This is a genomic window from Microbacterium sp. CR_7, assembly GCF_041954755.1.
In the GTDB taxonomy this organism is placed as follows: domain Bacteria; phylum Actinomycetota; class Actinomycetes; order Actinomycetales; family Microbacteriaceae; genus Microbacterium.
Genome location: NZ_JAVAYF010000009.1, coordinates 25,669 through 45,188, shown reverse-complemented (window position 1 = coordinate 45,188; position 19,520 = coordinate 25,669). Strand labels below are relative to the sequence as shown.

General features: G+C 69.7%; 20 protein-coding genes. 7 read left to right on the top strand and 13 right to left on the bottom strand.

Annotated elements, in window-relative coordinates; genetic code table 11:
* The first annotated feature begins 1 nt into the window (after position 1).
* Positions 2 to 1,282 carry a nucleotide sugar dehydrogenase gene (locus RAC81_RS16330; protein ID WP_375083339.1) on the top strand — a complete coding sequence of 427 codons (1,281 nt, stop codon included), beginning with the start codon at positions 2 to 4 and terminating at the stop codon, positions 1,280 to 1,282.
* An 89-nt stretch (positions 1,283 to 1,371) separates the two neighbouring features.
* On the opposite strand, the gene RAC81_RS16325 is transcribed toward RAC81_RS16330, so the two are convergent.
* Positions 1,372 to 2,964: a hypothetical protein gene (locus RAC81_RS16325; protein WP_375083338.1), complete on the bottom strand. Its 1,593-nt coding sequence runs from the start codon at positions 2,962 to 2,964 to the stop codon at positions 1,372 to 1,374.
* 321 nt (positions 2,965 to 3,285) lie between these two features.
* Positions 3,286 to 4,500 carry a glycosyltransferase gene (locus RAC81_RS16320; RefSeq protein WP_375083337.1) on the bottom strand — a complete coding sequence of 405 codons (1,215 nt, stop codon included), beginning with the start codon at positions 4,498 to 4,500 and terminating at the stop codon, positions 3,286 to 3,288.
* A 125-nt stretch (positions 4,501 to 4,625) separates the two neighbouring features.
* Here RAC81_RS16320 and RAC81_RS16315 point away from each other — a divergent pair, with 125 nt between their 5' ends.
* On the top strand, positions 4,626 to 5,084 hold the full coding sequence (locus RAC81_RS16315) for an adenylyltransferase/cytidyltransferase family protein (protein ID WP_375083336.1): 459 nt from the start codon (positions 4,626 to 4,628) through the stop codon (positions 5,082 to 5,084).
* 13 nt (positions 5,085 to 5,097) lie between these two features.
* Here RAC81_RS16315 and RAC81_RS16310 read toward each other — a convergent pair whose 3' ends face one another.
* Positions 5,098 to 5,490, bottom strand: a complete 393-nt coding sequence (locus tag RAC81_RS16310) for an SIP domain-containing protein (RefSeq protein WP_375083335.1) — start codon at positions 5,488 to 5,490, stop codon at positions 5,098 to 5,100.
* 100 nt (positions 5,491 to 5,590) lie between these two features.
* Between RAC81_RS16310 and RAC81_RS16305 the strand changes: the two genes are divergently transcribed.
* From RAC81_RS16305 to RAC81_RS16295, 3 genes are all read left to right on the top strand, one after another.
* Positions 5,591 to 5,854 (top strand): glutaredoxin family protein, encoded by a 264-nt coding sequence (locus RAC81_RS16305; protein ID WP_375083334.1) that lies wholly within the window; start codon positions 5,591 to 5,593, stop codon positions 5,852 to 5,854.
* 68 nt (positions 5,855 to 5,922) lie between these two features.
* A complete protein-coding gene (locus RAC81_RS16300) occupies positions 5,923 to 7,686 on the top strand; it encodes an aldehyde dehydrogenase family protein (protein ID WP_375083333.1) in 1,764 nt (587 codons plus the stop codon).
* 19 nt (positions 7,687 to 7,705) lie between these two features.
* Positions 7,706 to 8,335, top strand: a complete 630-nt coding sequence (locus RAC81_RS16295) for a hypothetical protein (RefSeq protein ID WP_375083332.1) — start codon at positions 7,706 to 7,708, stop codon at positions 8,333 to 8,335.
* Positions 8,336 to 8,358: 23 nt separating this feature from the next.
* Here RAC81_RS16295 and RAC81_RS16290 read toward each other — a convergent pair whose 3' ends face one another.
* Positions 8,359 to 9,240: a neutral zinc metallopeptidase gene (locus tag RAC81_RS16290; protein ID WP_375083331.1), complete on the bottom strand. Its 882-nt coding sequence runs from the start codon at positions 9,238 to 9,240 to the stop codon at positions 8,359 to 8,361.
* Positions 9,241 to 9,306: 66 nt separating this feature from the next.
* Between RAC81_RS16290 and RAC81_RS16285 the strand changes: the two genes are divergently transcribed.
* Together RAC81_RS16285 and RAC81_RS16280 are read left to right on the top strand one after the other, a co-directional pair.
* Entirely contained in the window at positions 9,307 to 10,296 is a 990-nt protein-coding gene (locus tag RAC81_RS16285) for a malate dehydrogenase (protein WP_375083330.1), read from the top strand.
* 52 nt (positions 10,297 to 10,348) lie between these two features.
* Positions 10,349 to 10,819, top strand: a complete 471-nt coding sequence (locus tag RAC81_RS16280; protein ID WP_375083329.1) for a recombinase family protein — start codon at positions 10,349 to 10,351, stop codon at positions 10,817 to 10,819.
* A 127-nt stretch (positions 10,820 to 10,946) separates the two neighbouring features.
* On the opposite strand, the gene RAC81_RS16275 is transcribed toward RAC81_RS16280, so the two are convergent.
* From RAC81_RS16275 to RAC81_RS16235, 9 genes are all read right to left on the bottom strand, one after another.
* Positions 10,947 to 11,417, bottom strand: a complete 471-nt coding sequence (locus RAC81_RS16275; protein WP_375083328.1) for a hypothetical protein — start codon at positions 11,415 to 11,417, stop codon at positions 10,947 to 10,949.
* A gap of 3 nt (positions 11,418 to 11,420) precedes the next feature.
* Positions 11,421 to 11,900, bottom strand: coding sequence for a DUF6301 family protein (locus RAC81_RS16270; RefSeq protein ID WP_375083327.1), 480 nt, complete (start codon positions 11,898 to 11,900; stop codon positions 11,421 to 11,423).
* Between the two features lie 39 nt (positions 11,901 to 11,939).
* A complete protein-coding gene (locus RAC81_RS16265; protein WP_375083326.1) occupies positions 11,940 to 12,839 on the bottom strand; it encodes a hypothetical protein in 900 nt (299 codons plus the stop codon).
* 178 nt (positions 12,840 to 13,017) lie between these two features.
* Positions 13,018 to 13,428, bottom strand: coding sequence for a hypothetical protein (locus tag RAC81_RS16260; protein WP_375083325.1), 411 nt, complete (start codon positions 13,426 to 13,428; stop codon positions 13,018 to 13,020).
* On the bottom strand, positions 13,425 to 17,486 hold the full coding sequence (locus RAC81_RS16255; protein ID WP_375083324.1) for a hypothetical protein: 4,062 nt from the start codon (positions 17,484 to 17,486) through the stop codon (positions 13,425 to 13,427). The genes RAC81_RS16260 and RAC81_RS16255 overlap by 4 nt, the downstream gene beginning before the upstream one ends.
* Before the next feature lie 4 nt (positions 17,487 to 17,490).
* Entirely contained in the window at positions 17,491 to 17,823 is a 333-nt protein-coding gene (locus tag RAC81_RS16250; protein ID WP_375083323.1) for a hypothetical protein, read from the bottom strand.
* Positions 17,820 to 18,263 (bottom strand): WXG100 family type VII secretion target, encoded by a 444-nt coding sequence (locus tag RAC81_RS16245; protein ID WP_375083322.1) that lies wholly within the window; start codon positions 18,261 to 18,263, stop codon positions 17,820 to 17,822. Before RAC81_RS16245 ends, RAC81_RS16250 begins: the two co-directional genes overlap by 4 nt.
* Positions 18,264 to 18,313: 50 nt before the next feature.
* Complete coding sequence (locus RAC81_RS16240) at positions 18,314 to 18,607, bottom strand: WXG100 family type VII secretion target (RefSeq protein ID WP_060928559.1); 294 nt, start codon at positions 18,605 to 18,607, stop codon at positions 18,314 to 18,316.
* 108 nt (positions 18,608 to 18,715) lie between these two features.
* A complete protein-coding gene (locus RAC81_RS16235) occupies positions 18,716 to 19,372 on the bottom strand; it encodes a hypothetical protein (RefSeq protein ID WP_375083321.1) in 657 nt (218 codons plus the stop codon).
* Positions 19,373 to 19,520: the final 148 nt, after the last annotated feature.

Sequence of the window (19,520 nt, the reverse complement as noted above, 5' to 3'; positions counted from 1 at the left end):
CATGACGGAGGAGAACAGAGACGGGGCGAAGAAGGTCGTCGTCATCGGTCAGGGGTACGTGGGGTTGCCGGTGGCGATGCGGTCGGTGGCCGTGGGGCACGAGGTCGTCGGTCTCGACCTCGATCTCCGCCGAGTCGGAGCACTCGGGTCGGGTCGCTCGCACGTCGACGACATCTCGGACGACGAACTGCGCTCGGCCTTGGATTCGGGACGCTACCGCGTCTCGTCGGACTACGCCGACGCGGCCGACTTCGACGTCGCGATCATCACCGTGCCGACGCCACTGCGCGAGACGCTCCCCGACCTCTCCTTCATCGAGAGCGCGGCGGAATCGCTGGCACCGCATCTCCGCAACGGCGCGCTGGTCGTGCTCGAATCGACGACCTACCCCGGCACGACCCAGGAGCTCCTGATCCCTCTTCTCGAGCAGGGATCGGGCCTCGCCGCCGGCACCGACTTCTTCGCCGGCTACAGCCCCGAGCGGATCGATCCCGGCAACCCGACCTGGGGTCTGCAGGAGACTCCCAAGATCGTCTCCGGCATCGATGCCGCGTCCCTGGACCAGGTCTCCCGGTTCTACTCCGCGATCGTCGACACGATCGTGCCTGTGAGCTCGCCGCGCGAGGCGGAGATGGCCAAGCTCCTGGAGAACACCTTCCGCCACGTGAACATCGCGCTGGTGAACGAGCTCGCCGTCTTCGCGCACGCTCTCGGCGTGAACGTCTGGGAGTCGATCGACGCCGCGGCGACCAAGCCGTTCGGCTTCATGAAGTTCACCCCTGGCCCCGGGGTGGGCGGCCACTGCCTGCCCGTCGACCCGAGCTACCTCTCATGGCAGGTCCGCCGCAAGCTCGGCAAGAGCTTCCGCTTCGTCGAGCTCGCCAACGACGTCAACGATCACATGCCGGAGTACGTGCTGCAGCGCGTCAGTCGACGGTTGAACGCCGAGGGCAGCGCTCTCAACGGTGCCCGGGTGTTGCTGCTCGGACTCGCCTACAAGAAGAACACCGGCGACATCCGGGAGTCCCCTGCCCTGCCGCTGGTCGAGTTGCTGCAGGATCAGTCCGCGGTCGTGCACGCCGTCGATGCGCACGTCGAGGACCACCAGTGGCCGCGCACCGTCGAGCGCATCGATCCCGGCGCGGTCGATTTCGCCTCCTACGACCTCATCGTGCTGATCACCGATCATGACGAGATCGACTACCAGGCGCTCGAGGCGAGCGGAGCACCGGTCTTCGACACGCGGAACCGCCTTCGCGGAGCGACCGTCGAGCAGCTCTGACAACGAGACGAGGGCCCCGGAGCCTGAACTGCCGCCCTGCGGTCGTCCAGGTTCCGGGGCCCTCGTCTCTGTCTCGGGCCGCGTCCGTCTCAGCCGACGGTGAAACGGGTGAGCGGCTTGGAGCCGACCTCCCAGATGTTCGACGAGAGGATCGGGGCACTCGACTGCGGCGCGACGATCGCGCACCCCGAGTGGATCCGATCGGGGCCGAACACGTTCCCGTCGATCACGGGCGGATTGTTGCCGGCCGTCGAACCCACGTTGATCGTGCAGCCTCCGCCCTGCAGATAGTTGTCGCGGATCGTGATCGAACCCAGCTTCGCGACCGACGAGTTCTGCGTGATCTGCACCGCGGCGTTCGTCGCTCCTTCCATGCGGTTCCCCTCGAGGAGGATGGAGGCTCCGCCCTCGATCTGCACGGAGTCGTCGTGTGACGGGGTTCCGCCGCGGAGGGGATCCTTCTCCCAGTGGGAGTTGTCGTGCAGCCAGGAGTCCCGGACGACCGCCTTGTTCCCGAGAACGCGGACAGGGTCGACGACGTCGTGGATGTCCATGCGCGTCGCCGTGAAATTGGAGCCGACGATGCCGTTCCACGCGGGATCGGGTGACGCCGCGTAGATCTCGGAGTCCTGGATCGTGAACGGTTGACCGGAGTTCACGTTCGTGACGAGTCCGATGCTGCGCGCGGTCGACCCTCCGACGATCCGGGAGTTCTTGATGACGACCCCCGGCGCCTTGATGTCGATGATGCCGCGCACCTCGAGACCGTCGATGACGGTGTTGGGCTGCGTGACGACCAGGTCTCCCTGGTGGACGGTCAGCCTGACGCCGGCGGGAACCCCGGTGGTGGCGGCCGTGGGGAACCCCGAGTCCGTCACGGGCGGTGCCGGAGCAGGCGCGGGCGCCGGAGCAGGCGCGGGCGCCGGAGCAGGCGCGGGCGCCGGAGCGGGTACCGGAGCCGGCGGTGCGCTGGGAGCGGTGGGCGTCGTGGGCACGGGACGGGGCAGCGGGGCGGGTGTCGAAGGAGCCTGCAGGGACGCGATCGACGACCCGACCACGGTTGCTTCTACGCTCGGCGACTGCTTGGAGGTGTAGAAGGCGACGGAGCCCGTGCCCTCCGGACGGATCCGGGACGACGACGAATCCTTGGCCGAGAGAGTCCGGGACGCGGAGCCGTCGATCTTCGCCGTCGCCGTGATCTTGACGTCGGCGCTGCCCTCCACCCTGAGCGAGAGGGAGAGCTTCTGACCGGCGCGGATCTTCTGCGGCAGCGTGAGGTGCTGCGACAGGGTGGTCTGCGTCAGCGACCGCCCCGTTCCGTTGTTCCGCTTGATCGCGATCTTGACGGTGCCGTCGGGATCGGTGCGCGCCTGCACCACGTAGGCGCCGGCTGCGCTCCCTCGGAGCTGGGCGGACGTGTACACGCCGCCACCGCGGGACGGCAGGGAGCGGAGGCTCGTGGTGGTCGAGATCTGGGCGTCACGCAGAGAGGGTCCGGGGACGGTGACGGTCGAGATGGACCCCGGCCGTACCTGCACCGAGGTAGCGGCGTGCGCCGGGGCGGCGTGAAGCAGACCTGCGAAGACGAGGATCGCAGCGACCAGAGCAGCGAGAGCGATCCGCGCGATGCGGGGGGTGAGAGATCGTCGGGTAGGGGAGAGGGAGATGTGAGAGGTGTTCATACGTTTCCAGCCGTTGTCGGGAATCCGCGATTCCTCGCGGGTTGGCGGCTACTGCGGGTCGGAAAGGCGAGCACTCGCGACGCACACGGCGAGGACCGGCGACCGGTGGGACGGTCGCCGCGGGAAGTCCGGGCAGTGGGACGTCATCGGGGAGAGTACGCACCTTCTCATCGGGTGTTGCTTCGGTCAGCGAACCGGCCGGCTCTTTCCTCGCCGACCCGGAATCCGGGTCGCCGCACTTTCGGAACCGACGCAGCTCTGGTCCCTCCCCGCTGGCACCCTACCCTATCCGTGTGGGAGATCTCCTCAGGTCGACGACTTCTAGAGCTCTCCCGGCTTCATCGCCTCGGCGTCGATCGCTCTGATCACCCGCAGCGTCGCCGTGTCCGGCTTGGGCTCGGATGCCGCGTCGCCGCCCCTCGCGCGCTTCGGCGCGTACACGACGAGCGAGTGGAACAGGAACCGCGCGAAGAAGGCGACGATGAGCGAGAGCCCGGTCGCGAGCACGCTGGAGATGTGCCAGGTCTCGACCATGAGTGCCATGAGCGGGATGCGCAGCGCCGCCTCGACGTTGTTGAACCCGAACGACGCGGCGAACCGGAGCCCCAACCCCCGGGCGTCGGTGCGCATGTCGGCGAAGACGAAGCGCTCCTGCAGCAGGAAGTTCCCGATGATCGTCGCCTCGGCGCCGATGATCGCGGCCCAGATGTAGGGGACGCCGAGGGTGGTCAGCAGCCACATGATCCCGAGGTTCGCGACGGCTCCGATCGCGCCGATCAGGGCGAACAGCGACATCTTTCCGAACCGCAGCCGGGCGAGGTGCGCGATGAAGGTGGTGCCCTGACGCAGGCTGGCCTTGGACGTGCCGTGCCGCCGCTCGCCGAACTCCATCGGCACCTCGGCGATGCGCAGGTCCGTGCGAGCGAGGATCTCCAGCAGGATCTTGAACCCCTGCGGCTTCAGCGTCGGGAGGTCGAGGCGGCTGCGGTCGACGAGGAAGAACCCGGTCATGGGGTCGGTGCTGCGGGCGAGGCGGATCGGGAACATGGCGCGGGTGAGCCAGGTCGCCGCCCGCGAGACGCCGAAGCGCACCGCGGTGCCCAGTCCGCTCGTATCGCCGCCGCCGACGTAGCGCGAGGCGGCGACGACGTCGGCCCCGCCCTCCGCGTGCCGCGCGACGAGCGCCGGGAGCAGCTCGGGCGGATGCTGCAGGTCGCCGTCCATCACGATGCACAGGTCGTGTGCCGCGGCCCCGAGCCCGACCACCACCGCGCCGCCCAGACCACCGGTGTTGTCGTCGCGGCGGATGACCCGCACCGGCAGCGGCGCGTCGGCGGCGACCCGGGCGATCTCGGCGGCGGTGTCGTCGGTGCTGTCGTCGACGAAGAGGATCTCGGCGTCGTGCCCGGCGAGCGCGGCGGCGGTGCGTGCCACGAGCTCTGCGACGTTGTCGCGTTCGTTGAACGTCGGCACGATCACTGTGACCGCTGTGTGCACCGGTTCCCCCTTCGACGCGACGGCGTCGCTGTACGGCATCCATCGTTCCACGGGTTCCTGTGCGCCGTGAAACCGGTTCCTGCTACACTGCACGAATGCGGCTGTGGGAGTCGCTGAGCGGGTGGGGATCCGCTCTCTGGGGAACTACTTGATCTGGGGAGATCATGCAGACGCGCATCGGCTATGCCGTTGGTGCCTTCGACCTGTTTCACGTCGGGCATCTGAACCTTCTTCGTCACGCCAAGCAGCACTGCGACGTCCTGATCGCGGGGGTGGTCAGCGACGAGATGCTCCGTCAGGTGAAGGGCATCGAGCCCGTCATCCCGACGGCGGAGCGTGCCGAGATCGTCAAGCACATCTCGTTCGTCGACGACGTGTACGTCGAGACCAGTCCGTCGAAGATGGACTCGTGGCGCGACGTGCACTTCACGCACTTCTTCAAGGGCGACGACTGGCGGGGCACCGACAAGGGGCTGCGCCTCGAACGGGAGTTCGCCGAGGTCGGCGTGGAAGTCGTGTACTTCCCGTACACCGCGCACACGTCGAGCTCGTCGTTGCGTCGGGCACTCGACGCGATCACGGCCGGCGCCTCCGCGCAGACCCCGGCGCTCGCGACCGTCTGAGCGCCGCGCTCCCCTAGTTCGCGACGCCGAGCAGGCTGCGCGCCATGCGCGCGACGTGCGGCGGCGTGTGCGGCCCCAGCCAGACGGTCCACTGCGCCGGCGGCTCGGAGCAGGTCCACTCCACACACCAGGAGTGGACCGCATTCGCAAGGCGCTCGCCCTTCGCGTGCTGCCGGATGCCGTCGCCACGCAGCAACCACCGCACGGACACCCCTTCGGGGACGTCGATATGGCGGAACTGGATGCGAGCGGCCGCTTCGATGAGGATCACGCCTTCGGCGTGCCAGGGCATGCGCGCCGCGATCGCTGCGATCAGCCCGGCGTCGGCGGCGTCTCCCGCGATGAGCACCGCTCCCTCGATGCGCTCCCAGTCCGGATCCTCGAGGTGCTCGCTCGCTGTCGCCATGCTCTCAGTCTAGGTAAGGCTTGCCTAACCTGACAAGCGTCGGTTCCCTCACCCGCGCCGTAGCGGCGCCCGCTCTCCCCCGCGGACGTACCCTTGATGCATGACCTCTCCTGCAGCATCCACGATCACGATGTTCGGCGCCGACTGGTGCCGCGACTGCATCCGCACCAAGAAGCAGCTCGACGAGCTGGGCGTCGAGTACGCGTACGTCGACCTCGTGGCCGACCCCGCCGCCGCCGACGTCGCGAAGGAGATCTCGGGGCGCACGAACATCCCCGTGGTGCTCTATCCCGATTCCTCGCACCATGTCGAGCCCTCGAACGCCGATGTCGAGGCGAAGCTCCGCGAGCTGTCGCTGATCTGACCGCGACGTGACCACTCGCGCAGCGGGTGCGGCGGCTTAGGCTGGAGTCCCGTCCGAAGGAGACGCCGATGACTTCTGCGACCACGTCCGCCTCGCCCGGCGCCGACGCCAAGGCCCCCGACCTCGACGACGCCGACCGCGCCCGCCTCGACACCGCAATCGGCGAGCTGCAGACCGGTGCCGCCACCTGGTCGGCGCTGACTCTCGCCCAGCGCGTGACCCTGCTGCGACAGGTGCGGACGAGCGTCGCCGCAGCGGCGGAGGACTGGGCCGTCACGGCCGCTGCGTCGAAGCGGCTCGACGGACGCCACCCCCTGCGAGGCGAAGAGTGGCTGAGCGGCCCCTACAGCGTGCTGGGAGCGCTCGACGCGTACGTCGATACGCTCACCCGCCTCGCCGACGGTCGCAACGCTCTCGACGGGGTGCGTATGAGCCGCGCACCGGGCGGACGCACGCGCGTGCACGCCTTCCCTCTCACGGGCATCGACCGGTTCCTCCTGTCCGGCTTCACGGGCGAGGTGTGGCTCGAACCGGGCATCACCCCGAACGGCGCGCGCGCCGGCGCCGGCCTCGCGCAGCGCACGCCCACGGCATCCGGAGGTGTAGGGCTGGTGCTCGGCGCCGGCAACGTCACGTCCATCCCGGTGCTCGATGTCCTCTACGAACTGCTCGCGCACAACCGCACCGCGCTGCTCAAGGTGAACCCGACGCAGGACGCCCTTGTCCCCGTGTTCAAGAGGGCCCTGGCTCCGCTCATCGGGCCGGGATTCCTGCGCATCGTCCGCGGCGGCCCCGCCGTCGGCGCCTACCTCACCGGCCACCGCGATCTCGCACACGTTCACATCACGGGATCCGCCGCGACCTTCGACGCGATCGTCTGGGGAAGCGGCTCGGGCGCCACGCGCCGCCGCCGCGAGAACCGCCCGCAGCTGAAGAAGCCGATCACCGCAGAGCTCGGCGGGGTCTCGCCCATCATCGTCGTGCCCGGCCCCTGGACCGAGGCGGACCTGACCTACCAGGCCGAGCACATCGCGACCATGCGCCTGCAGAACAGCGGCCACAACTGCATCGCCGGTCAGGTCGTGATCCTCTCGGCGGACTGGGAGCAGGCGGATGCGTTCCGGGCCGCACTGCGCCGCGCCTACGCGAACGCACCCGAGCGGCCGATCTGGTACCCGGGATCCGATTCGCGCATGGACGCCGCGACCGCGGACTACCCCGACGCCCTCGTGCTCGGCGATCGGCGGCTCGTCGAGATCGAAGAGGATCAGGATGCCGCGGCGCTGCAGACCACGGAGTATTTCGCCCCGGTGCTCGGGGTGGTCGCGCTGCCCGGCTCCGGACAGACGTTCCTCGACGCCGCCGTCGCGTACGCGAACGATCGTCTGCAGGGGACGCTCGGCGCGAACCTGCTCATAGACCCTGCGACGGAGAAGTCGCTCGGCGCCGGCTTCGACCGAGCGATCGCCGCATTGCGCTACGGCTCGATCGCGATCAACAGCTGGACGGCCTTCGGATTCATCATCCCGACGCTGACATGGGGCGCTTTCCCCGGCAACACGATCGACGACGTGGGCAGCGGCCTCGGCGTCGTGCACAACGCGCTGCTGCTGGATGGCGTCGAGCGCTCGGTCATCCGCGGACCGTTCCGTCCGTTCCCGCGCTCGCTGCCGCTCATCAACGGCGGAGGCCGCTTCACCATCCTGCCGACACCGCCGTGGTTCGTCTCCGCGCGCACGGGGGCGCAGGTGAGCGAGGGCCTCACGCGCTTCCGTGCCGGCGGTGGCATCCTGGGACTCCTGAAGACGCTGACCGCGGCGCTCCGCGCCTGACCCCCGCTACCGTGGACGGATGAGCTTCACGCCACTCCGCTCCAAAGCACGAAACCTCTACTCCTGGTTCGCGACGCGTCCCGACCTGTTCGAGTCCGAGCGGTCGCCGCGCAAGACCACCGGATGGGCGATCGTCGCCGGGGTCATGGCGATCGTCGCGCTGCTCGTCTATCTCAACCCCACGGCGACCGCAGAGCTGCTCGGAGGCCGAGTGCGCGCCGGCCTCGCGATCGCCGGAGCGTTCGCCCTCCCGCCGATCATCATCGTCGTCAGCGTGGTCATGATCTTCGTCGGCGCCCGGCGGTGGCGCGTGAAGGGCGGCGGGGTGCTGCAGAACCCGGTCATCCACGGGTTCAGCTCGCGCATTCCCGTCGATCAGGCGGTCGCCGCGCTGCTCCGCGGCAGCACCGACAGCGCGGGGGTGATCGCCGCCCTGTCGGCGATGCAGAAGGACGCCGGCGACGAGCGCCTGCTCACCATCTGGTCATCGGATGCCGATCGCGCGATGTACATCGGAGTGCTCCGCGTCGACGGCAACACGCAGTGGATCGACACGGAGCCGGTGCAGGTCGACCCCGCGAACTACTTCGACGCGAAGAAGCACGACCTCGCGGCGACGCTGGGCAAGACCAGCATCGACGACGTCTGAGCCGCGCCCGCGGATCGCGAGTCTCAGAGCTGGTCGCCGGGTACCGTGAGGGGTTGCGCACAGCTGTCGAGGCCGTTCTGGTAGCCGCTCGCGAACCAGAACTGTCGCTGCGTGCTCGAGCCGTGCGTGAAGCTCTCGGGGTTCACGGTGCCGCTCGACTGCTCTTGGATGTTGTCGTCGCCGACCGTGAACGCCGCGTTCAGAGCATCCTCGCGCTCCGCCTCGGTGCTGGGCTGGAGGTAGGGCACGCCGTTCTTGTCCTTCTCCCCCTCCATCTGCCCGATCCACGCACCGGCGTAGCAGTCCGCCTGCAGCTCGATGCGCACGCCGTTGCTGTCAGGCCCCGTGCCGTTGTTCGGGTAGCGCTCCATGTCGCCGGTGATGTACTGGATGTGGTGGCCCCACTCGTGCCCCACGATGTAGAGCTGCGCGAGATTGCCCGCGGACGCGCCGAACTGCTGCTGCATGAGCTGGAAGAACGTCGGATCGATGTACACCGTCTCGTCGGGCGGGCAGTAGAACGGCCCCACCGCGTTCGACGCCGTTCCGCACGAGCTGGCCGTCGCCCCGTCGACGATGATCAGCTGCGGCGGCCGGTAGTTCTCGACGTGGTCCTCCCAGTAGCCGTCGAGGGCGAGCTGCGAGCTGGCGACCCGGCAGTCGACGTTCTCGTTCGCATCCTGCCCGGTCTCGCAGTTCTCGATCACGCTGCCCTCGGAGGGCTCGGCGCCGGTGCCTCCTCCTGACCCGCCGAGCAGACCGGAGAGGTCGATGCCGAGCAGCGGTCCGGCGATGAGCGCGATGATGCCGAGCAGGCCCACACCTCCCGCACCTGCCACGACCGCGCCGCGGCCCTTGCGACGGGCGGTGTTGCCGGAGACATCGGCCTCGGGGTTGAAGGTCATGCCACGAGGGTACTCCGCCCGACTGCCGCCCTCCCGCATCACCGGCGCCCGTCGTAGGCTCGGGGCATGAGCACCACGATCACGATCACGGGCGCGGGCGGGCAGATCGGCTACGCGCTGCTGTTCCGCATCGCCGCCGGAGACCTGCTCGGCCCCGACGAGAAGGTGCGGCTGCGGCTGCTGGAGATCCCCCAGGGGCTCGGCGCCGCGGAAGGCGCGGCGCTCGAGCTGCAGGACGGCGCGTTCGGCCTGCTCGAGCACGTCGAGGTCACCGACGACGCGGCGGTCGGGTTCGACGGATGCGACCTCGCGCTGCTCGTCGGCGCTCGCCCCCGTGGGCCGGGCATGGAGCGCGGTGATCTGCTCGCGGCCAACGGCGGCATCTTCGGCCCGCAGGGCGCGGCGATCGCCGCGAACGCCTCGCCGGACGTCCGTGTCACGGTGGTGGGGAACCCGGCGAACACCAACGCGCTCATCGCCGCGGCATCCGCCGACGGGGTTCCGTCTTCGCGCTTCACCGCTCTGACTCGCCTCGACGAGAACCGCGCCCGCGCACAGCTCGCCCAGACGCTCGCGGTGCCCGTCGACACCGTGCGTCGCGTGCCGATCTGGGGCAACCACTCGGCCACGCAGTTCCCCGATGTGTCGCACGCGACCGTCGCCGGCACGCCCGCGCACGATGCCCTCGAGGCCATCGTGGGCGATGTCCCCGCCTGGCTGGACTCGACCTTCATCCCCCGGGTCGCCAAGCGCGGCGCGGAGATCATCGAGGTGCGCGGCTCCTCGTCTGTCGCCTCCGCGGCCAGCGCGACCCTCGACCATGTACGCGACTGGGTGCACGGCACCGGGGACTGGACGTCGGCCGGCGTCGTCTCGCGGGGCGAGTACGGGGTGCCCGAGGGTCTCGTCTGCTCGTTCCCGGTGCGGTCGATCGACGGTGAATGGCAGGTCGTCGAGGGGCTCGAGGTGAGCGACTGGGCGCGTCAGCGCATCGACGCGTCGGTGGCCGAGCTCGTCGAGGAGCGCGACGCGGTGAAGGCGCTCGGACTGCTCTGACGCGTCACCGTTCGCGTCTCATTCAGGGCAGAATGGATGCCGGAGGTGCGCGATGAGCGAGACGATCGATCCCACGAGGGCGGCGGCATCCGTCGAGGAGCCGCTGACCAGCCCGCTGCACCTGCCGCACGCGGCGGCCGAGTGCCCGAAGTGCTTCACCGAGCTGCAGCAGAACCGCGATTTCTGGCTCGCGCGTCCCGACGGCTCGCGTCTGGTCGGGCTCGTCGTCTCGCGAGACGACATGCCGTCGGTGGTCGAGCAGCGCGACGACCTCACCCGCTTCGGTGTGCCGATCGAGGGCTTCCGTCACCCCGCACCCGACATCCTGGAGAGCTGGAACGACCGGCTCACCCGTCTCATCGCCACGCTGCACAAGGGCGATGTGCTGGTCGTCGCGAACATCCGCGCCCTCGGCCGCGACGCCGACGAGGGCGCCCGCACGGTCGCTGAACTGCGTCGTCACGGCATCATCGTCAAGGTGCTCAGCCACAACGCACGCCACCTGGCCGACGCCGCGCGCTGAGCGATTTCGCACACCTCGCTTGGAGTGGGCTTTCACGCACACACGATCCGTGATGTGAGGAGACCCTGCGACGTCGGGTCTCCCTCTGTCGCCTCGTCGGCAGCGGAATGCTCATGGAGCAAATCCGTCAGTCCGAAGAGATCCCCAGGGTCGGGAAGTCGACGGAGTCGGCTCCCGGATCGACGTCGGCGATCTGCTGGGGCGACCACGTCTCACCTGGCGGGATCAGCTCGGGCTCACGCCACGCGCGGTAGGCGAGGTCGTCGGGCGACGACACCCCGTACGCCTCACGTAGAGCGGTGACGCTTCGCTCCGCAAGTGCGGCGTACTCCGCCGTGAGGGCAGGAAGCCGGAGCGAGAACGCCCAGTTGGGCTGCTCGGCGGTCGGCTCGGCCCACCCGGAGGTGCGCAGGACGGACTCGTCGGAATCAGAGACCACGTCCCTACCCGGTGCCTCGGCGTCGAGCCGCGACGCCTGCCCCGCGAACTGCACGTAGCGCGTAGGGTCGGCATCGGCCGCGATGATCAGGTACACACGATCCGTGATGCCACGGAACACGCGCCCCAGCTCATCCCCGAACGCATCCCAGGTGGTCATCCGTCAGCGCCCCAACCGTTGGTCAAGGGCGACGCCCTGCGGCGTCTCGAATCGAGCAGCCAGGCTCTTGGGCGCTCTGCTGAACGAGATCCGCCCACCCGACGCGCTGCTCCACGATGCGATCGTCGTACCCTTGACGTCGCGCAGTGACGCCGTCCCCCAGCGACGCTCACCCTCGCGCACCGCGAGCGTGAAGCTGTCGCCGAGAAAAGCCGTCGACTCCGGCGACACGTCACGGATGACATCGGAGATCCGCAGGGTGAGGTAACTCAAAGGGTTCTCACCGATGGTCGAGACGTCGGGGACCGTGAAATTCGAGACGGTGTTCATGAGATAAGAGGTGCCGTCTTCCTCGTCGATCGTCCAACCGAATCGATCGACGGCCAGGCGCAGCACTTCGTCGCGAGAGAGCGGCCACGGAGCCGCAGCCCAGAAGTCCATGAGGTCGCAGACCTCAGCGGCAGGCATCACTTTCCAGCTCATACTTCACACCCTATCGATCACGTCCGACAGCGAGCATCATCACGCGACGCCCGCCGCACCGCGCGAAGTGGATAGCCCGGTCTGCTCCTCGTTCAGGCTCGTCACCTCGGCGGCTGCGACGACGCCCTCGTAGACACCGGCGTCGGACTTCGTCAGGCCGAGCGATTCGGCGTCGATGGCGTCATGACCGAGGAAGACGATGTGCGCGCGGTCGCCGGACTCGCCGCGGTCGGCGCCGACGAGCTGCACCCGACGGTTCTGCCAGCGTCCGACGACGCGGACGGCGAACAGCCGGTCCACCTCCGCCGCCTCGGCGTGGCGCCACCAGACGCCGCGGGCCGACTTCTGCATGCCCTCCCGCTGCTGTGGCGAGCACACGATCACCTGCCCATCGGGCAGGACGTCCGCCAGCATCCGCTCGCCTGCCACCTCCGCCCAGACGCCGACGAGCTCTGGGGAGCGAACGGGAACAGCGGGCAGCCCGAAGTCGGGTCGGACGGAGACCCAGCCCTCGGCGACGTTCGCGTAGCCGGCGAGGATCTCCTCGCGGCCGTCGGCATGCGCGCGCCAGAGACTCGTGCCGGCCGGGAGCGCGCTCGGCGCGAGCCACCAGTACGGGACCATGGCAGAGGCGCTCTCGACGAATCCCGTGCCGCTCGTCGGCGAGTGGTCCCGGAAGGGAGGGACGACGTCACGGGTGCCCGGTGACTGCAGCGCCAGGTACGAGGCCGCGGGGACGCGCAGGGTGTCGATGTATGGCGCATCGGCGGTGAACGGCGACCCGGGGAACCCGAGTCCGAGCTCGGCGAACAGGGCGGAGGGCGTCGTCGCTGCGAGGACGTCGTCGCGACGGACCACATAGCCTGAGACCCACCCGAGTCCCTGACTCAGCCACGCGCGACCTCGCGCGGGCGTGACGGCCTTGATCAGTTCGGTCATCGTGTCCCTCCCAGAGCGGAACGCAGCCTGGTCGCAGCGACCGACGCGTGGCCCGCGGTGATGTGCAGCCGACGATCGTCGAACGCCGAGCGCCGCATCCACCGATCGCGATCAAAGCTATCAAACGGGCGATCTCGATTCGTGGAGTCCCGCTTCCCGGGCACCCGCGGCGGTCCGCTCATCTCGTCCACGGCGCGGGCACTGGCGTGTGCGTCTCGGTGATCCGGAGATCCCGATCGTCTCGCGGGATCAGCTTCACCCAGGAGTCACGCTCGAAGGGATCGAACCCGTACTTCTGCGCCTGCGGATCCCGCGTCACGGCCATGACCCGGCCCTGTGTGCTCGAGGACACGCTGACCCGAAGACCGCGGTACTCCCCCTCGTGGTCGATGTCGAAGCACTCGAGACGCTCGTCGGGTTGGACGCGGCGGACGTACAGGGAACCGCGGTTCTTGTCGAACGGGAGCTTTTCGAAGCCCGGAGCAGGGTTCTCGGAGACCAGCACCCACCCCCGGCCGCGACTCTCGAGCCGGTAGACCACCCCATCGAGTCGGGCGTGCAGCCCCGACTCGAGACGCTCCGCTGTCACGAGCCGGAACCGGGGGTGAAGAAGCCTCTCCCGGGAACGTAGATCCCGACGAGGCGGGGTCCGTCAGGCCCGACCGCCCAGATCCGCGCACCCGCGGACATGTCCATCGGTGCAGATGCTTCGTACTCCGGTCGCCAGACATCGTCGCGGTTGAGGAGGAAGCCCGACCCGGCGAACGGCTGATCGTACTGCGCCGTGCCTCCGAACTCGGGCGAGAAGGGAGTCGTCAGCCGGTGCGTCTGGTCCGTCTGGAACTCGATGAAGCCGTAGGAGTCCGCACCCGGTTCCGTGTACGGGTTCGTCCGACCACTGTCGGGCGTGTAGTCCAGACGGGCGTCCGCGACCACCTGATCGAGACCGCCCCACGGATTCAGGTCGGTAGCGCGCGCCACGAATCCACGGACCTGGGGGTCGTAGTCGCCGGAGAGGTACCGGGCGACGTCGTCGAAGGGGATCACCTTCACGAGATGCGTGTCGGGCGTCGGTGTGTCGATGAGTCCGCGCAGCTCGAGGAGCTGTGCACGCTGATCCAGGGTGAGCTGCGAGGCCGGCGTGTGCCGCAGGTCGTGCAGGTCCTGGTTCGACAGTCCGTTCGCCTCCGCGAAGTCGCGGATGATCTGGTCGGAGCTGAGCTCCGGTCCGCCGCCGTGCCCCGTGCTGTTCGCGGGATCGACGGGATCTCCGCCGTCTCCGTTCGCCTCGGTGCCGGTTCCGCTCTCGCCGAACTCTCCATCGGAGCCGCCGTTCGTGTCGGCATCCGCCGTCTCGGGCGCAGACGCGTCTGCGGCCGTAGTCGAATCCGCCTGCGTGGGCGCACCGTTCGTCGAACCGTCGGCCGCGGTGGGTGCCGCATCGGCGCCCCCCGTGTGGACCGGCGCGTTCACTCCGGCGACTCGCGACGGAGACGAGGAGCCGTCTGCGCCGCCGTGCGGAGCCGAGGGGGTCGCATCCGCACCCGGCACCCGCACCTGGCTGCGGTCGATCTGGAACTCCGTGACGCGGATGTCGCCGTTCGGACGTGCCTCGACGAGCTCGTAACGCACGTCAAGGCTGCCGTTGCGGATGGCCTCCACCACGCGAGGGTCGGCATCCGGACTCTGGATGTAGTCGTTCAGCCCGTTCTCGAGACGGGAGTCGCGCCCTGCGATGTCGTTGAGGTAGGCGGTGGTCCCCTGCTCCGCACGAACACCGTCGACCATGCGGTACCCCAGGGAGGAGTTACCGCCCTTCGCCTCGTACACGTGCAGAGTCGGCGGGTTGCCCGAGATGGTCACGTGGTCGAACTGGCCGGCTCCGGCACCGCCCGGAGCGATCAGCGTGGTCTCGCCGCGGGCGGCGGACACGGCACCTGCGGCCTGGTCTCCGAGGGCTTCCGATGCTCCGCGAAGCGCGTCCGCCGCTTTGCGCTCTTCATCGAGAGCCGCGCGGATCCGATCGGCGTCGCGCTCTGAGAGGTGCCCGTCGTCGACGAGGTCACGGATCGTCTCATCGACGTCCTCCGACCTGCCGTTCAATTCACCAGGGTCGATGTCGGCCTCGCGAGCGAGCTCATCGACACGCTGCTGGGCGGCATCCGAATCCGCTTTGAGTTCGGTGCGCTCGTCGACACGAGCCTGATGCTCTGCCCTCGCGTCGGAGTCGAGAGCGACAGTCTCCGTCTCGCCCCGAGCTGCGCGATCGACCGGCAGGTCGGTCTCGGGCCTGTTCGTGTCGGATGCGAAGTGGTGCGTGTCAGCATCGTGCAGTCGACCCGTCCGGTCGCGGTACGTGTTGTCGGGGTCGCCCTCCAGGGTGCGGCGCCCGTCGGGGCCTTCGAGATACGGCCGACCATGCGGGTCATGGCTCGGCGCAGGTCCGTCCCACTCCCGGCGCGGCTGGTCTGTCGTCGTCTGATCCGCGGCGCCCTGTTCGACGGGTGCGTGCGGCGCTGCATCGTCGGCATCCGCTCCATCCTGCGTCGAGTCCGCGCCGTCTGCTCCGGTGCCATCCGCGCCGTCGCCATCGGCCGTGGGGTCGACGTTCAGATCGCCGTCAGGATCGACGGGCGGCGGTCCGTCGAGGTCGGCGGGGGCAGACGTGTCACCGTCGGGCGTGGTGCCCGCATTCCCCGGTGCGCCGGTGTTCCCGGCTCCGGCGGGGGCGGAGTCGCCTGGGGTGCCCGCGTCCGTGCCGGACGAAGAGGAATCGCCCGCGGTGCCCGGGCCGGTGACCGGCGAGTCGCCGGAGCCGCCGAGAGACGACGAGTCGCCGCCGGTGCCCTGCGGCGCCGTCGGAGTCTCGGACGTCGACGTGCCGGTGCTGTCCGAGCCACCGCCGGTCGAGTCGCCCGAAGACGAGGTGTCCGGCGTCGGGTTCGCCTCGGGGGTCGGGTTCGTGTCGGGGGTCGGGTTCGTGTCGGGGGTCGGGTTCGAGTCCGCCGTCGACGTGGTATCCGGCGTCGACGTCGTGTCGGGCGTCGAGCCGCTGCCGCCGTCTCCGGCGCCGGTTCCCGCGCCGGAATCCGATCCACCCGCTCCGGAGCCGTTGCTCTCGGGCGTGACGTGGATGTCGGTCGCCGTGGGCGCATCGCCGTGGTTCGACGAGGCGGAGCCGCCGTCGCCACCGCTGCCGCTGACGTCTCCGCCCTGACCCGACGGACCGTCGTAGTCGGAGCGCGGAGCGCCGCCGCCGTCGCCGCCGGACGAGCTCGCGTCGCCGCCCTGACCGGACGGGCCGTCGTAGTCGTTCACGTGCACGCCGCCGCCGTTGCCGCTGCCGCCCGCGTTGGCACCGCCGCGACGGCCGGGAAGACGCGCGGAACCCGCGACGCCGAGCCCGGCACCCATCGCGATCGCCGACGCGCTGATGTCCTCACCGCGTACACCGAGGTCGACGACCGTGCCGCCGGCACCGCCCGCGCCGTTCGCGAGCGCCTGCACGACGAAGCGCTCGCCGGCCTTGCCGAACGGCGCGACGATCGCGGCGGTGAGCGAACTTCCTGCGAAACCGGAGAGGAACGCGGCGCCGTAGTTGGCCTCGCTGCCCTGCACGGTCTCGGCGATCACCGACGCGCCGGTGCCCGAGACGACCTCGATGCCGGCGCGGGTGAGCTTCGGGAACTTCGTCGCCGCGCGGGCGAGGCCCGGGACGATCGCGCGCAGACGGGCCGCCAGACGTGTCGCCGTCGCGACGCATCGCGCGACCAGCGCGCCGATGCGACCGCCGATCGCCACGATGCGTGCCGTGATCGCGGCGGCACCGGCGACGCCCGCCGCGCCGAAGGTCACGAACGAGAGAGCGACGCTGAGCCCCGCTCCGGCGACGACCTCGATCACCAGCTGGATGAGCATCTGCCGGGTCTCCTCGAGGGTGTCCCGGATCTGCTGCGCGTACTCCCTGCAGATGTCGTCGATCTGACCGATGCCCTCGTCGTCGCTGAGGAAGGTCGTCAGTCCGTCGGCGAAGTCGTCGATCTTCTGCGTGATCGCCGAGATCTCACCGCTGTCGAGGCCGGCGAGGGCGTTGTCGCCCATGCGGATGTCGTTGCGGAGGCTGCGGATGTCCGAGAGGATGCCCTTCCACGCCCGCCCCGCCTCTTCGAGCTTCTCGGGGTCGCCGTCGGGGAACAGCGTGCCGATGAAATTGAGGATCTGGTCCCATACCCACACGGCCGCGCTGTCGAGTCCCTGCACCATGGTGTCGGGGCGACCGCCGAACGCGGAGGGCGGAGGGGCGACGCTCGACTCGGCGATCGCCGGACGCAGCACGAACTCGGAGGCGGCGTCGTACACGATGCGCTCGGCGTTCGCGTTGGCCTGGGCGTGCGTGCCGCCGGTCGCCATGAGCGTGCGGTCGAGGCCGCGCGCCGCGACGGCGATGTCGTACAGCGTCTGGAGGGCGGCGGCCGCCATCGCGTCGTAGGACTCGGCGAACGATTCGCCGCCCGGGTCGGTGCCGGCGATACCGCCGAAGCCGCTGAGGTCACCGCGCGCCGAGATGGCGTAGTTCAGCGCCTGCTGGGAGATCGTGTCGTATGCGTCTGCCGCGGTGGAGTACTTCGCGGGATCGATTCTCACCATGGGGTCACACCGCCACGGATCCGCCGCCGCCACCGGCGCCACCGCCGCCGCCCCACATGCTGCCGGCGGAAGACTGCGCGGTCTCGTACTGGGTCGCGGCGTCACCGGCCCACGTGGCGAGATATTCGGCGAAGGAGGTGAGGATCGTGGCGCCGACCTGCCAGGTCTGCACGGTGTTGACGAACTCGTTGTTCGCGATGCCGCTCCACTGCGCGCTCACGGCGCCGGTCGCCCCGGACGCATGGGCCTGCAGTTCGCCGCAGTAGCCGTGCAGCTGCTTGAGCGCGGACTCGAGTCCACGGATGTCAGCCGTCTCGTAGGTGTGCAGCCCGCTCATGCGGAATCCCCCCTGGTGACGCGTGCCTCGATCGTGACGTCGGCGGGCATGGCCTGCACCTCGGTCGCCTCGAAGGTCGCCGGTGCAGCCGACGCCTGGGCGCCGCCGTTACCCCCGCCGACGCCGGGAACGCGGATGTTGACGTTCGACGAGCGCGAGGCCACGGTGAGCTGGGCCTCGTTGCCCTCGTAGGTGCTCTGCCCGCTCTGCAGGCGAGCGGCGATGCTCATGAGTGCCTCGCGGGTGACCCCGGCGCTCGTGAGGAAGGACGTCCATTCCTCCAGGAACGCGTCGGCGGCGCTCCCCGTCCAGGTCGAGCCGACCACCGCGTTCACGGCGGCCGTGACCTGTGCGAGCTGCGCATCGAACTGCGCGACCGCACCGGTCATCGACGCCGCGGAGAACCCCAGCGCCGGCGTGGATACGTGGAACTGCACCACGAGGCATCCCCCCTCACATCAGCGGACCCGGCGCACCGGGCCGAACGGACTTACGAACGGAAGCTGTTGCCGATGTTGTTCTCGGACTCCTCGTACGCCAGCGCGGCCTTCGAGAGCTGGTCGCTGATGCCGTTGAGGGACTCCTTGAGCTGGATGCCGGCGGCGTCCCACTGCTCGTAGAGCTCGTTGAAGGTCTGCGAGGCGGAGCCGCCCCAGTCGCCGGCGATGAGGCCCTGAACGAGCGACTTCAGGTTGCCGAGCTGCGACTCGATCGACGTCGCGCCCGATGCGAGCTGGTTGGCGACGCCTGCGAGCGACTCGGAAGTTACCTTGATCTCAGCCATGTCATACCCCCTGTTTGTGCGGCGACGCCGCGGAATAGGTCCGGGTACTTTCTAACACGCACGAGGGCGCCGAGCCGATGGGGAGAACTCCCCATGCGGTGCGGGTCGTCAGGAGATGTGCAGCACGGCGTCGCCGAGCAGCAGTCGGTCGCCGGGGATCAGAGCCGTCGGGGTTCCCGCGACGAGCGCGTACTGCGTGCCCTCACGGTCGAGCAGAGTGCCGTTCGCCGACCCGGGATCGGTGGCGATCACGGCACCAGCGGCCGGGCCGAGCACGAGGTGGACGCGCGACATCGCCCGCGCAGGGTCGTCGAGGCGCACAGGGTCGCCCTGATAAGCGCCGGCTCCGCGTTCGGGCGAGCGGCCGAACACGAGCACCCGGTCGAGGCCGAGCCGCTGCCCGTCCGGGAGCGTCACGGTCGTCGGTAGGGCCGGAGCGGATGCAGGCGGCTGCTCAGCGGACGGCTGCGGCTCGGGGTCCCTGCCATCAGGGGCTGTCGACCGGGCAGCGGCCTGCGTCGGCCGCGGGGCGGGAGCGGATGCCGAGGGCCGTGGCTGCTCGGCGGCCAGCGGAGCCGGCAACGGCACGGGCGGCAGCGGTTCGGTCGGGCGCTGCTCGGCGGGCGATCCGGACGTGGTCGGGGCCGCCCCTCCGGGGAAGGGCGGCACAGCGTTCCCCGGCATGCCGATGAGCTGCCCGCACGACGGACAGAACATGCTGTCCGGGCGCACGGCCTCGCCGCAGAAGCGGCACTGAGTGCTCATCCGACTGATCCCCCGTCTTGGTGCTCCCGTGCCCCGATCGCGGTCGCGGCACCCGCGTCAGTCTATCTCCCCGAGTGGGGATGGGATCGTGTCGCAGATGAGCGTCGGCGTCGCAGAGTCGCGCGGTGTCTCTGCGACGCCCGCGCGA